The 13,297-nt window shown below is 63.3% G+C and carries 13 protein-coding genes; 5 read left to right on the top strand and 8 right to left on the bottom strand.

Features of this window, described 5'->3' with window-relative positions:
• Positions 1–136 precede the first annotated feature (136 nt).
• The 4 genes from speB (at position 137) to NKH16_RS11655 (ending at position 3,460) form a co-directional block, all read left to right on the top strand.
• Complete coding sequence (gene speB, locus NKH16_RS11670; protein WP_352899448.1) at positions 137–1,195, top strand: agmatinase; 1,059 nt, start codon at positions 137–139, stop codon at positions 1,193–1,195.
• A 136-nt stretch (positions 1,196–1,331) separates the two neighbouring features.
• Positions 1,332–2,141: a transporter substrate-binding domain-containing protein gene (locus tag NKH16_RS11665; protein WP_352472382.1), complete on the top strand. Its 810-nt coding sequence runs from the start codon at positions 1,332–1,334 to the stop codon at positions 2,139–2,141.
• A gap of 6 nt (positions 2,142–2,147) precedes the next feature.
• Complete coding sequence (locus NKH16_RS11660; protein ID WP_352899445.1) at positions 2,148–2,816, top strand: amino acid ABC transporter permease; 669 nt, start codon at positions 2,148–2,150, stop codon at positions 2,814–2,816.
• A complete protein-coding gene (locus tag NKH16_RS11655) occupies positions 2,813–3,460 on the top strand; it encodes an amino acid ABC transporter permease (protein ID WP_023722520.1) in 648 nt (215 codons plus the stop codon). Before NKH16_RS11660 ends, NKH16_RS11655 begins: the two co-directional genes overlap by 4 nt.
• Before the next feature lie 16 nt (positions 3,461–3,476).
• Here the strand turns inward: NKH16_RS11655 and NKH16_RS11650 are convergent, their stop codons facing one another.
• Positions 3,477–4,880: an MATE family efflux transporter gene (locus NKH16_RS11650; protein ID WP_352449473.1), complete on the bottom strand. Its 1,404-nt coding sequence runs from the start codon at positions 4,878–4,880 to the stop codon at positions 3,477–3,479.
• 245 nt (positions 4,881–5,125) lie between these two features.
• Between NKH16_RS11650 and NKH16_RS11645 the strand changes: the two genes are divergently transcribed.
• Positions 5,126–5,707 (top strand): histidine phosphatase family protein, encoded by a 582-nt coding sequence (locus NKH16_RS11645; protein WP_352899531.1) that lies wholly within the window; start codon positions 5,126–5,128, stop codon positions 5,705–5,707.
• A gap of 14 nt (positions 5,708–5,721) precedes the next feature.
• Here the strand turns inward: NKH16_RS11645 and NKH16_RS11640 are convergent, their stop codons facing one another.
• The 7 genes from NKH16_RS11640 to NKH16_RS11610 all read right to left on the bottom strand — a co-directional run bounded on the left by NKH16_RS11640 (position 5,722) and on the right by NKH16_RS11610 (position 13,281).
• Positions 5,722–7,308: an FGGY-family carbohydrate kinase gene (locus NKH16_RS11640; RefSeq protein ID WP_352449474.1), complete on the bottom strand. Its 1,587-nt coding sequence runs from the start codon at positions 7,306–7,308 to the stop codon at positions 5,722–5,724.
• Positions 7,305–7,988: an HAD family hydrolase gene (locus NKH16_RS11635; protein ID WP_352449475.1), complete on the bottom strand. Its 684-nt coding sequence runs from the start codon at positions 7,986–7,988 to the stop codon at positions 7,305–7,307. Before NKH16_RS11635 ends, NKH16_RS11640 begins: the two co-directional genes overlap by 4 nt.
• Before the next feature lie 15 nt (positions 7,989–8,003).
• Positions 8,004–9,482, bottom strand: coding sequence for a mannitol dehydrogenase family protein (locus NKH16_RS11630; RefSeq protein ID WP_352449476.1), 1,479 nt, complete (start codon positions 9,480–9,482; stop codon positions 8,004–8,006).
• 71 nt (positions 9,483–9,553) lie between these two features.
• Positions 9,554–10,324, bottom strand: a complete 771-nt coding sequence (locus NKH16_RS11625; RefSeq protein WP_352899441.1) for an L-iditol 2-dehydrogenase — start codon at positions 10,322–10,324, stop codon at positions 9,554–9,556.
• Complete coding sequence (locus NKH16_RS11620) at positions 10,321–11,325, bottom strand: ABC transporter ATP-binding protein (protein ID WP_352899439.1); 1,005 nt, start codon at positions 11,323–11,325, stop codon at positions 10,321–10,323. The genes NKH16_RS11625 and NKH16_RS11620 overlap by 4 nt, the downstream gene beginning before the upstream one ends.
• A gap of 51 nt (positions 11,326–11,376) precedes the next feature.
• Complete coding sequence (locus NKH16_RS11615; RefSeq protein WP_023676992.1) at positions 11,377–12,201, bottom strand: carbohydrate ABC transporter permease; 825 nt, start codon at positions 12,199–12,201, stop codon at positions 11,377–11,379.
• A gap of 207 nt (positions 12,202–12,408) precedes the next feature.
• Positions 12,409–13,281, bottom strand: coding sequence for a carbohydrate ABC transporter permease (locus NKH16_RS11610; protein WP_023676993.1), 873 nt, complete (start codon positions 13,279–13,281; stop codon positions 12,409–12,411).
• Positions 13,282–13,297 lie beyond the last annotated feature (16 nt).

Below are 13,297 nucleotides of genomic sequence, written 5' to 3'. Positions count from 1 at the left end.
CAATATCAATTGATTTTTCAATGCAGCTACGGGACACTTTGCCCAGGCATTGCATCAAGACGTGAAATCTGCAGGCAGCCGACGGCTGCGGCTATCGGGGCCGCTGTCCGCGCCGCACCAGCCATGGAGGACCGACATGGGTTACGACCGCGGCAAGCTCGAAGCGTTGCGCCGCAAATACGGCGAGAGCCATGGCGGCGAAATGTTCGACCCGAAATTCCAGCGTGTCGCCGACAAGATCTTCTCCAAGACCGGCACGCGACTGGCGCCCTATTCCGGCATCCCGACCTTCCTCGCGGCGCCCTATCGTGAAATCGCCGCCGACAATCCGGATTTCGGCGATCTGCAGGTGGCGATGATCGGTGCGCCGATGGATCTTGGCGTCACCAACCGGCCGGGCGCCCGCTTCGGGCCAAGGGCGCTGCGCGCCATCGAGCGCATCGGCCCCTACAATCATGTGCTGGAATGCGCGCCGACGCATGAGCTGAAGGTCGCCGACATCGGCGACGTGCCGTTCCAGAGCCGCTACCGGCTGGAGACCAGCCATGACGACATCGAACGCCGCACCAACCAGATCGTCGACGCCGGCGTCTTGCCCTTGTCTGTCGGCGGCGACCATTCGATCAGCCACCCGATCCTGAAGGCTGTCGGCAAAAAGGCGCCTGTGGGCATGATCCATATCGACGCCCATTGCGACACCAGCGGCCTGTTCGACATGACCAAGTTCCACCATGGCGGGCCGTTCCGCAACGCGGTGCTGGACGGCGTGCTCGACCCGAGCCGCACCATCCAGATCGGCATTCGCGGCTCGGCCGAATATCTGTGGGAGTTCACCTATGAGTCCGGCATGACCGTGGTGCATGCCGAAGAGGTGACCGGCCTCGGCATTCCCGCAATTATCGAGAAGGCGCGCAGGATAGTCGGCGACGGCCCGACCTATGTCTCCTTCGACATCGACAGCATCGATCCGGCCTTCGCGCCGGGCACCGGCACACCGGAAGTCGGCGGGCTGACGACGCGCGAAGTGCTCGAGCTGCTGCGCGGCCTGAAGGGACTCAACATCGTCGGCGGCGACGTCGTCGAGGTGGCACCGCAGTACGACGCGACCACCAACACGGCGCACGCCGGCGCGCAGGTGCTGTTCGAGATCCTCAGCCTGATGGTCTTCAGCCCGGCAATCACCGGCAAGGGCTGACACGCTCGACCATGATCCCGAAAGTGGGAACCGGTTTTCGGAGAAGATCATGGTCCACTAGAGAATCCAAAGGCGACCGCCGCGCTGGAGCCGGCGGTTGCACTCAAACAAACAAGCTTCCAGCAGGGGAATGACAATGACACTTCACATGAAACTCAAATCGTCCATCGCCGCCGTGCTGATGCTCGGCGCGACCGGTTTTGCTTTCACGACGCAGGCCGTCAATGCCGACGCGATCGACGACATAGCCAAGGCCGGCGCCATCAATGTCGGCATCTTTTCCGACTTCCCGCCCTTCTCCTCGGCCAGCGCCGACATGAGCATCAAGGGCTACGACATCGACGTGGCGCAATCCATCGCCGACCAGCTCAAGGTCAAGCTCAATCTGGTCAGCGTGACCGGCCAGAACCGCATTCCGTACCTGACCGACAAGCGCGTCGACCTGCTGATGAGCGTCGGCTACTCCAAGGAGCGTGAGCAGGTGATCGATTTCGCCGCCGCCTACGCACCCTACTACATCGCCGTCATCGGCCCGGCAGCACTCTCGGTCAAAGGCAAGGAAGACCTTGCCGACAAGTCGATCGCCGTCAATCGCGGCACGCTGGAGGACACCTCGCTGACCGAGGCGGCACCCGCCTCGGCCGACATCCGCCGTTTCGACAACTATAATTCCGTCATCCAGGCGTTCATCTCGGGCCAGACCCAGCTGATGGTGGTCGGCAACGATGTCGGCGCCCAGGTACTCGCCCGGCAGGAGGAACTGAAGCCGGAGCAGAAATTCCAGCTTCTTACCTCGCCCTCGCATATCGGCCTCAACAAGAAGGAAGACCGCCTCAAGCAAGCGGTCAACGATGCGGTCGCCAAGATGCTGGCCGACGGCAAACTGGACGAAAGCTCGAAGGCCTGGCTGAAGACACCGCTCGATCCCGCCAATCTCAAGGATTGATCGCCGGTGACGTATAGCCTCGACTTCGGCTGGCTTGCCGGGGCGACAGGGGCGATCGCGCGCGGCGCGGCCACGACGATCCTGTTGATCGCCGTGACCACGCTGGCGGGAACGTTGCTCAGCATCCTCGGCGCGGCAGGGCGGCGGAACGGTCCGCTGCTGCTCAAGCGGGCGATCGGCGTCTATGTCGAGGTGATCCGCAACACGCCGTTCCTGGTGCAGCTGTTCTTCATCTTCTTCGGGCTGCCCAGCATCGGCGTCAGGCTCGATCCGGTGCTGGCAGCCATGTTGGCGATGACGCTCAACATGGCCGCCTATACGATCGAGATCGTTGGCGCCGGGCTCGACGCCGTGCCGTCCGGGCAGACGGAAGCGGCACTGGCGCTTGGGCTCAGGCCGCGCCAGGTCTTCATCAAGATCGTGCTGCCGCAGGCGCTCAAGGTGATCTATCCGGCGCTGACCAGCCAGATCGTTATCATGATGCTGGAATCCGCCGTGGTATCGCAGATCGCCGTTCGCGAGCTGACCTATGAAGCCGACATGCTGCAGGCGCGCACGTTCCGGGCTTTCGAGACGTATTTCGTGGTGACGATGGTCTATCTCATCCTGTCGATTGGGCTGCGCCGGCTGCTGGTCGGCGGCGGGCGCCGGCTTCTCGGAGCCGGCGTGTCATGATCGAATTCACCTTCTGGGACATTCTGCGCAACCTGCTGCTGGCGGCGCGCTGGACGGTGCTCTTGTCGCTGGCCGCCTTTGTCGGCGGGGCCGTGGTCGGCATGATCGTGCTGTTCTTCCGGATCGCCAAGAATAAATGGGCGCGCCGGTTTGCCTCCGGCTACATCGCGCTTTTCCAGGGCACGCCGCTGCTGATGCAGCTCTTCCTGATGTTCTTCGGCTTGCCGATGCTGGGCCTGCGCATCGAGCCGTGGACCGCGGCGGTGCTTGGCCTGACCTTCTTTGCCAGCGCCTATCTCGCCGAGATCTGGCGCGGCGGCGTCGATGCACTGCCGCGCGGCCAGTGGGACGCCGGCGCCAGCCTCGGCCTGCACTATCTGCAGGAACTCCGGCTGATCATCTTACCTCAGGCGTTTTCGATCACCCGCGCACCGACCGTCGGCTTTCTGGTGCAGCTGATCAAGTCGACCGCGCTGACGTCGATCATCGGTTTCGAGGAGCTGGTGAGGACATCCAACGCGATCAACAATGCGACCTTCGAACCGTTCAAAGTCTATGGGCTGGTAGCGCTGATCTTCTTCGTCATGTGCTTTCCGCTGACGCAATACGCACGTTCGCTCGAGCAGCGGGCGGCGGCCCGCTGAGCGGGCGACCAGCAATTCAACGCCCGAATACCAGCGGCGGCGCGATCCTGTCACGCCGCAGCCAGCGCACCAGCAGGAGTGCCGCAACCACCGCCAGTCCCGACGACAGGCCGATCCAGATGCCGACGCCGTTGAAGCTGAAACGAAAGGCTAGCAGCACGCCGAGCGGCAGCCCGACGCCCCAATAGCCGATCGCGGCATAGATCATCGGCACCTTGGTGTCGTGCAGGCCGCGCAGCATGCCGCTGGCGACCGCCTGCGCACCGTCAAAAACCTGGAACAGCGCGGCAAAGGCGAGGAACGACACGGCAAGCGCCACCACCTCGGCATTAGCCGGATTGCCCAGATCGATGAAGGCGCCGATCAAGAGATGCGGCCACAGGATCATCACTAGCCCCATCAGCGCCATGAAGGAGACACCGACGACATAGGCGGTCCAGCCAGCCCGGCTGACACCTTCCGGATTGCCGGCGCCGTGGGCAAGTCCGACGCGCACCGTCACCGCCTGGTTGAGGCCGAGCGGCACCATGAAGGTGATCGAGGCGATCTGGATGGCGATCGCATGGGCGGCAAGCGAAGCCGCATCGATCAGGCCCATGAGAAAGGCCGCCGCGTTGAAGATCGTCACCTCGAACGCCAGCAGGCCCGCGATCGGCAGGCCGAGCCGCAGCAGGCCCTTGAAGCGCGGCCAATCGGCGCGCCAGAAGCGTCCGAACAGGCGATAGCGCCGGAATTTCTTCTCAAGCATCACCACCGCCGCCATGCCGGCGAACATCAACGTGCTGGACAGAGTGGTGGCGAGGCCGGAGCCGGCGATGCCCATCGATTGGATGCCGAGATTGCCGAACATGAACAGCCAGTTGAAGAAGGCGTTGCAGGCGACGGCAACGAAGACGATGATCAGCGCCCAGCCCGGCCGCTCCAGCGCCGAAATGAACGAGCGCAGGACGATGTAGCCGAAAAAGGGCAGCACCGCCCATTCGAGCCAGCGCAGATAGATGCCGGCCTGGTGCGCCAGCGCCGGTTCCTGACCCATGGCCAGCAACACGCTCTCGCCGTGCCAGAGAAGGGCCCATATCGGAATGCAAATGAGGATCGCCAGCCACAGACCCTGGCGCACGGTGCGGCGCAGGTCGCGCACCGAGTGCCGGCGACGGCCGAGCTCGGTCGCCATCATCGGCGAGGTCGCAAGCATCAGGCCGAGCCCGAAGATGAGCGGCATGAAGTAGAGGTTGGCACCAAGCGCACCGCTGGCCAGCGTGTCCGCCCCCAGCCGCCCCATCATCATGACGTCGGTAGCGGTCATCGCGGTCTGGCCGAGATTGGTCAGCACCATCGGCCAGGCGAGCGCCAGCATCGCCCTGATTTCCCGACGCCAAAGGTTTTCCGGCGCGCGAGCGTCGGCTTCGATCGCAGACATTCTAGTTTTCCGCCTATCCGATTGCGGCACGTCAGCAAGAGCCGGAAGCCGCGTCTCAGCGCGGAAAATGGCCAAGATCGGCCGGATTCCGCATTACGACGGGTTTGTCTATCAAATGGGCACCGGTGGCAAGAGGCTGACTTGCGGAAGGGTTAAGCCAGTCGGTTCAATGCAGGCTATTGGAGAGGCTATTGGAGAGGCTATGGAAGCCACTATGGTCGCGGCAGATCCATTTGAAAGGCAGCCTGATGAGCGCGTTTCCCGAAATCTATCTGGTTCGGCATGGCGAGACGGAATGGAGTGCGTCCGGAAAACATACCGGCCGAACCGACATGCCGCTGACGCCGGCCGGCGAGGAAGCGGCAAGGCGGATCGCTGAGCGGCTCAAGGGCCTGTCCGTCTCGGCGGTGTGGTCGAGCCCGTCGCAGCGCGCCTTCAACACCTGTGCGCTGGCCGGCTTCGGCTCGTCAGGCGTGAAGAAAGACGATCTGGCGGAGTGGGATTATGGTGCCTATGAGGGATTGACCACCAAGCAAATCCTCGCCGAGCGCCCCGGCTGGCGTCTCTTTCGCGACGGCTGCCCGAGCGGCGAGTCCGCCACGGATGTCGGCTCGAGGGCGGACCGGATCGTCAGCCAGTTGCGCGAGGTCGGCAGCAATGTCCTGGTCTTCTCAAGCTCGCATTTCCTTAGGGTGCTGGCCGCACGCTGGCTCGGCCTGCCGCCGCAAGCCGGCGCGTTTTTCGTGCTGGATACCGCCAGCATAAGTGTGCTCGGTTATGAGCACGACCTTGACGAGCCGGTCATCCGGCGCTGGAACCAGAGATAGCAACCGACCCCGATTTATCGGATCGCGTCCAGCGCCTGCCTTTGCGTGTGCATTTCGAGAAACACGCGGTAGTCGCGATCGAACCGGCCGGCGGCAGCCGGATTGGGCTCTCGCGTCCTGCCGCCCTGTTGCATGGCAACGCAGGCAGCGTTCAAATCGGGAAAAAGCCTGGCCGCGGTGGCGGCAATCATGCCGGTGCCGAGCAGCACCGCCTCATCCGCCAGCGGCTCGACCACCGTGCAGCCGGTGGCATCGGCATAGAGCTCCATCAACAGCGGGTTCTTGGTGTGGCCACCGGTGACGTGCAGCGTGTCGATCAGATAGCCGTTCTCGTTCAGCGCTTCCAGCACATGACGGACGCCAAGCGCGATGCTGACGGCGGTGCGCCAGTAGAGCTTGCACAGACTGTCGAAGGAGGCATCCAGCGTCAGCCCGCTGATGACGCCGACGGCATGCGGGTCGGCGAGCGGCGAGCGGTTACCGTGAAAATCGGGCAGTACGTGCAGCCTTGCGGCGAGGTTGTCGCCCTCGGCGGCGCGCAGCTCGGCGACGCGGTGGGCAATCCTGGCATGCATGGCGGCATCCGGCTCGCCGCCGGCGCCATGCCAGCGGATGATGTGGTCGAGCAGCGCGCCGGTGGCCGACTGGCCACCTTCCGACAGCCACAGGCCGGGAAGGCCTGCGCCATAATATGGGCCCCAGACACCGGCGAAAGGCTGCGGATCGGGCGACATCGCCATGACGCAACTCGACGTACCGGCAATCAGGGCCAGATGGCGGCCGATGTTCGTCGCGTCACCGGCGAAACCGCCGAGCACGCCAAGCGCGCCGGCATAGGCATCGATGACACCGGCGCCGACCCGGCATTTTTCGGTGAGGCCAAGCTCCGTCGCGGCTTGCGCGCCGAGCGGGCCGATATCGGCACCGACCGGGCTTGCCTTTTCCGGCAGGTTGCCGTGCTCAAAGATATCGCCGAGCCCGACGGCTTCGAAGAAGTCGCGCCGCCAGCCGGTCGCTTCATGGGCTAGATAGGTCCATTTGGCGGTCAGCGTGCATTGTGAACGGGAGAGCGAGCCGCTTGCCTTCCAGGTGAGGAAGTCGGTGAGGTCGAATAGACAGCCGGCTTCGTTCCATGTTCCGGGCAGGTTGCGCTTCAGCCACATCAGCTTCGGCGTCTCCATTTCCGGCGACATGACGCCGCCGATATAGTCGAGCACAGCGTGGCCGCTTTCAGTGCATTCGTCGGCCTCGGCAATTGCGCGATGGTCGAGCCAGACAATGGTGTCCCAGCGCCTTTCACCAGTGACGGACACGCTGAGCTGGCCGCCATGCCGGTCTCGCACCACCAGGGAGCACGTGGCATCAAAGGAGATGCCGACGATATCCTCGGCCCGCACGCCCGCCTTTTCGCGGGCAGCGCGGACGGCCATGCACACCGCCGACCATATATCCTGCGAATCGTGCTCGGCATGGTCGGCCTTCGGCCGTTGCATGGCGATCGGGTGCTCGGCGCGGCCGAGCAAGGCGCCACCGGTGTCGAGAATGCCGGCACGAGCGCTTCCGGTGCCGACATCGACCGCGCAAACGAAACTGTTGGTCAAGGTGTTCTTGCTCTCGCTCCCAGGCCTGCAATCAGATCGGGCAATTGCAGCATGTCAGCGAATATAAAGTCCGGCTCACTCGACGCAAGCCGCGCTTTCAATGCCGGGTTGCCGGTGTGCGAGCCGCCGGTGAAGGCAAGGACGCGCATGCCGGCCGCCCGCGCCGCTTCGATGCCGGCCGGGCTGTCCTCGACGACGAGGCAGTTTCGCGGGGCCGCTCTCATTTTATCTGCTGCATGGAGAAAGAGATCGGGCGCCGGTTTGCCCCGCGCCACCATGGCGGCGCTGAACAAATGCGGCTCCAGCAGCCCAAGCAACCCGGTGACGTCGAGCGCATAGCGGATGCGTTCCAGGGTGCCGGAGGAGGCGACGCAGCACGGTACGCCGAGTCTCGGCAGGACCTGTGCGATACCTGGCATCGGTTTCAGCTCCTCGCGGAATCTGCGCATCAGTTCGGAGCGCATCTCGGTCAGATGCTGCTCGGTGAGATCGAGCCCGAAGTCGCTTGCGAGGATTTCGCGGACGCTCTTCATGCTCTTGCCGAGGAAGTGCTCGTAGGCAATGTCCTCGCTGACGTTGCCACCGGCAAGCGCGATCATCTCCAGCAATGCCGAGACGGACAGCATCTCACTGTCCACCAGCACGCCGTCACAGTCGAAAATGACCAGTTCAGGCGTCATCGCGCTGGATCGGCTTCAGAGATCGCCGGCGAGATAGCGCGTCAGTGTCGCGCGCGCGCCGTCCGCCCACAGCAGTCTCAGCGCTTGGCCGAAGGCTTCAGCGAACGGCGGCGAGCGGCCGACATCGCCATAGATGTCCTCCATGGCAAGCCAGGCGGCAGGCATGTCCCTGGCCGCCTTGGCCGTCGCCTGCAACCGGCCCCAGTTCGGGTCGTTGGGCTCGGTGACGGCACCGGAATCCGTCGTGCCGAAGCAGTAGCGACACCAGAGCGCCGATTCCAGCGCAAGGCCGGTGACACTTTTGCCAGCCTTCAGCCGGTCGGCGATGGTCGGGATGATGAATTTCGGCTGGCGGTTGGAGCCGTCGAGGCAAAGCCGGCGTATGGTGTCGCCGATCTTCGGATTGGAGAAGCGGTGCTCGATGAGCTGGTAGTAATCTTCGAGGTCGGTGTCCGGAACCGGCGGCACGGTCGGGATGATTTCGTCATGCTCGAGCTTGTCGAGGAAGCCGCGTACCAGCGGCTCCTGCATCGCCTCATGGACGAAATGGATGTCCATCAGCCCGGCCGGATAGGCGATGGTCGCATGGCCGCCATTGAGGATGCGGATCTTCATCAGCTCATAGGGCGCGACGTCGCTGACGAACTGCACGCCGACCTTTTCCAGCGGCGGGCGGCCGTCGGTGAAACGGTCCTCCAGCACCCATTGCTTGAACGGTTCGCAAAACACCGGCCAATTGTCGTCGAGGCCGAACTCGCTGGAGAGAATGCCGCGCTCGCGGTCGGTGGTGGCCGGCGTGATGCGGTCGACCATGCCATTGGGAAAGGCAACGTTCTCGCTCACCCAGTTTGCCAAACCTTCGTCGATCAGCCGCGCAAGGCCGATGACGCCATCTGAGGTGACGTGGCCGTTATGGGGGATGTTGTCGCAGGACATGATTGTGAAGGGCACGATACCGTCGGCGCGGCGGCGCAGCAGCCCGGCGAGGACGAGGCCGAAGACGGTCTTCGGCGTCGCCCCCGGCTCAGCGTCGGCAACGATGTCGGGATGTGTCGGATTGAAGACGCCGGATGCCGGATCGATGAAATAGCCGCCCTCGGTAATGGTCAGGGAGACGATCTTGATCGCCGGATCGGCAAGCTGCTCGACGATTGCGGCCGCATCGCCCGGCACCAGGAATTCGATCATGACGCCGGTGACGCGCGCGCTCATATGGCCGCTGTCCTGCTCGACCACGGTGGTCAGCCAGTCCTGCTCCTGCAACTTGCCGCGGCCGACCTTCTCGCCCTCGAAGACGCCGGCGCCAACAATGGCCCAGTCGTGGCCGACACCCGAATTGAACAGATCGTCGAGATAGACGGCCTGGTGCGAGCGATGGAAATTGCCGACGCCGAAATGCACGATCCCGGCCTTGAGCGCGGCGCGATCATATTTCGGGCCGGCGACCTTGGGCGGCAGCTTGGCGAGGATGGAAGAAGAGAGTTTCACGGTCATCTGCTTTTACCCTTTAGCGGGACGGCTCTTCCCCCCGTGGAGGAGACGGGGGGAAGAGCGCCTTCGCCCCCTCAACTCATCCACTGGCCGCCATCGACATTATAGGTCTGGGCGACGATGTACTCGGCCTCATCGCTGGCCAGGAACACCGCCATGCCAGTGAGGTCTTGCGCCGTGCCCATGCGGCCATAAGGCACGGCTTCGCCGACCAGCCTCTTCTTCTCGCCCCTCGGCCGGTTCTCGAATTTGGCGAACAAGGCATCGACATGGTCCCAATGCTCGCCGTCGACGACACCCGGGGCGATGGCATTGACGTTGATGCGATGTTTGATCAGGTCGAGCCCTGCCGACTGGGTGAGCGAGATGACCGCCGCCTTGGTGGCGCAGTAGACGGCAACCAGCGCCTCGCCGCGGCGCCCGGCCTGGCTTGCCATATTGATGATCTTGCCGCCCTTGCCGCGGGCAATCATAGAACGGGCGGCGGCCTGCAACGTAAACAGCGTGCCGGCGACGTTGACCGAAAACAATTTGTCGTAGCCTGTCTTGGTGATCTCGACGATCGGCGCCAGATCGAACAAAGCAGCGTTGTTGATCAAGATATCGAGGCCGCCGGCCCTGGCTTCGACCGCCTTGATGGCCTCATCGATAGACGCGAGATCGGTGACGTCCAGCTTTACCGCGTAGGCGTTGCGGCCGATTTCCGAAGCCGTCTTCTCGGCGGCTTCGAGATTGATGTCGCCAATCGCGACCGTCGCCCCTTCGCGCATGTAGGCTTCGGCAAACGCCCTGCCGATGCCGCGCGCCGATCCGGTAATCAGCGCCGATTTACCCCGGAGCTTCATTGCAGCATCGCCTTCCCGTCGGCGCCGAAACGATGCAGCTTGGCCTTTTCCGGCGTCAGGTAGATCGTGTCGCCGTGATGGGCGGCCAACTCGCCGTCGGCACGCACCGTCAGCTGCCCGACACCATCCGCCTGGACGTGCAAAAACGTGTCGGAGCCGAGATGCTCGGCAACCCCGACCGTCGCCTTCCAGTCGCCTGACGTCTTCGAAATGTTCATATGCTCCGGGCGGATGCCGACTGTCTTGGCGCCATATTTGGCGGCCGGCGCGCCTTCGATCAGGTTCATCTTCGGCGAACCTATGAAGCCGGCGACGAACAGGTTCTTCGGCGTCTTATAGAGATCCATCGGCGAGCCGACCTGCTCGATATTGCCGGCATTGAGCACGACGATCTTGTCGGCCATGGTCATCGCCTCGATCTGGTCGTGGGTGACGTAGACCATGGTTGTCTTGAGCTGGTGATGCAGTTCGCTGATCTCCAGCCGCATGGTGCCGCGCAGCGCCGCGTCGAGATTAGACAAAGGCTCGTCGAACAGGAAGGCCGACGGCTGGCGCACGATGGCGCGGCCGATGGCGACGCGCTGCCGCTGGCCGCCGGAGAGCTGGCCGGGGCGGCGGTCGAGGTAGTTGGTGAGGTTCAGGATCCGCGCGGCGTCCTTCACCTTCTTGTCGATGGTCGCCTGGTCCTCGCCCGCCATCTTCAGCGGGAAGGCGATGTTCTTGGCCACCGTCATGTGCGGGTAGAGCGCATAGGACTGGAACACCATAGCCAGCTTGCGCTTGGCCGGCGCCTCGCCGGTGACGTCGCGACCATCGATGATGATGGTGCCGCCGCTGGTATCCTCGAGACCGGCGATCAGACGCAACAGGGTGGATTTGCCGCAGCCCGACGGGCCGACGAAGACGACGAACTCTCCGTCCTCGATGACCAGATCGAGGCCGGGGATGATGGACGTCGCCCCGAAGGATTTGGAGACGTTCTTGAGCGTGATGTTTCCCATGGTTTCCTCCCCCGAAGGGCTATCTTTTCGTTTTGCGTCAGGCGATGCCCGCTACTTTACCGCGCCGAATGTCAGGCCTCGGACCAGCTGCTTCTGGCTGAACCAGCCCATGATCAGTATCGGCGCGATCGCCAGCGTCGAGGCGGCCGAAAGCTTGGCCCAGAACAGCCCCTGCGGGCTGGAGAAGGAGCTGATGAAAGCGGTGAGCGGCGCGGCCTCGGTGGTGGTCAGCCGGATCGTCCAGAACGCCTCGTTCCAGGCGAGAATGATGTTGAGCAGCATGGTCGAGGCGATGCCGGGGACCGCCATCGGCGTCAGCACGTAGATGATCTCGTTCCAGAGCGATGCGCCGTCCATGCGCGCCGCTTCCAGGATCTCGCCCGGGATCTCGCGAAAATAGGTGTAAAGCATCCAGACCACGATCGGCAGGTTGATCAGCATCAGCATGACCATCAGGCCGATGCGGCTGTCGAGCAGACCGGTATCGCGGAAGATCAGATAGATCGGAAACAGCACGGCGACGGCCGGCATCATCTTGGTGGAAAGCATCCACATCAGAATGTCCTTGGTGCGTTTGCCCGGCGAAAACGCCATCGACCACGCCGCCGGTATGGCGACGAGCAGAGCCAGGATGGTCGAGCCGACCGACAGGAACACCGAGTTCAGGAAGAATTTGAAATAGCCGTTCTGCGCCTGGACCTCGGAATAGCTCTCCGTGGTTCCCGACGGGAACAGGTTGAAGCCCTGGATAGCCTCCTGCTCCGACTTGAACGAGGTGATGATCGTATAGAGGATCGGGAAGAAGATCAGCAGCGCGACGATCCAGGCGGCCGCGGTAGCAATCGTCTTGTGCTGGGTGGTGACTGCACGTGCCATGGTCAGGTCCTCCCTATCGGCGATGTTGGCGGCAGGGTCGACCCCCACTCCGGTTTGCTGCGCAAACCACCTCTCCCCCGATCGACGGGGTAGAGGAAGGGCGCGGCTTCGATGCAGGCCTTTCCTCTCTCCCGGGCAGGGGGAGAGGTGTCCCGCGCAGCGGGACGGAGTGGGGGTGGTTCAGCGCACGTGCCATCTTATCCTCCCTTATTTATCCAGGTTCTTGCCGACAGCGCGCATGGCGAAGAAGGCAACGATGTTGGCGAGAATGACGGCAATGATACCGCCGGCGGACGCCTGGCCGATTTTGAACTCCAGCAATGCCTTCTGATAGACGAGGAAGGGCAGGTTGGTGGAGGCGTAACCCGGGCCGCCATTGGTGGTGACGAGGATCTCGGCATAGACCGACAGCAGGAAGATCGTCTGGATCAGGATGACGACGGTTATGGCGCGCGACATATGAGGCAGCGTCAAATAGATGAAGCGGCTGATGAAGCCGGCGCCGTCCATTTCGGCGGCTTCCTTCTGCTCGACGTCGAGCGACTGAAGCGCGGTCAACAGGATCAGCGTAGCAAACGGCAGCCATTGCCAGGCAACGATGATGATGATCGCCAGGAGCGGGTGCTGCCCGAACCAATCGATCGGCTGCCCGCCGAAGAAGCGCGCAATATCGGCGAAAACCCCGTACTGCGGATGCATGATCATGTTCTTCCAGACCAGTGCTGCCACCGGTGGCATGACGAAGAACGGCGAGATGACAAGGATGCGGACGATGCCCTGTCCCCACATCGGCTGATCGAGCAGAAGGGCGAGCAGAATACCGCCGATCACCGTGATCAAAAGCACGCTGACGACGATGGTGAGCGTGTTGAGGATCGACTGCAGGAATGCCGGGTTGGAATAGAACAGCGCGTAGTTCGAAAACCCGACGAAGCCGTCGCGCATCGGATTGAGCGGGTTGTATTGCTGGAAGGAAAACCACAGCGTGAATGCCAGCGGCACAATCATCCAGACCAGCAGCAGCACCACGGATGGCGCCATCATGAAACGGGCAAGCGAACGGGTCTGCTGAGTAGCCATGACGGTCACCCTTCGA

It is taken from the genome of Mesorhizobium sp. M1307 (genome assembly GCF_040318155.1).
Classification (GTDB): domain Bacteria; phylum Pseudomonadota; class Alphaproteobacteria; order Rhizobiales; family Rhizobiaceae; genus Mesorhizobium.
The sequence above is the reverse complement of the archived record's forward strand: the minus strand, read 5'-3'. Positions and strand labels throughout refer to the sequence as shown.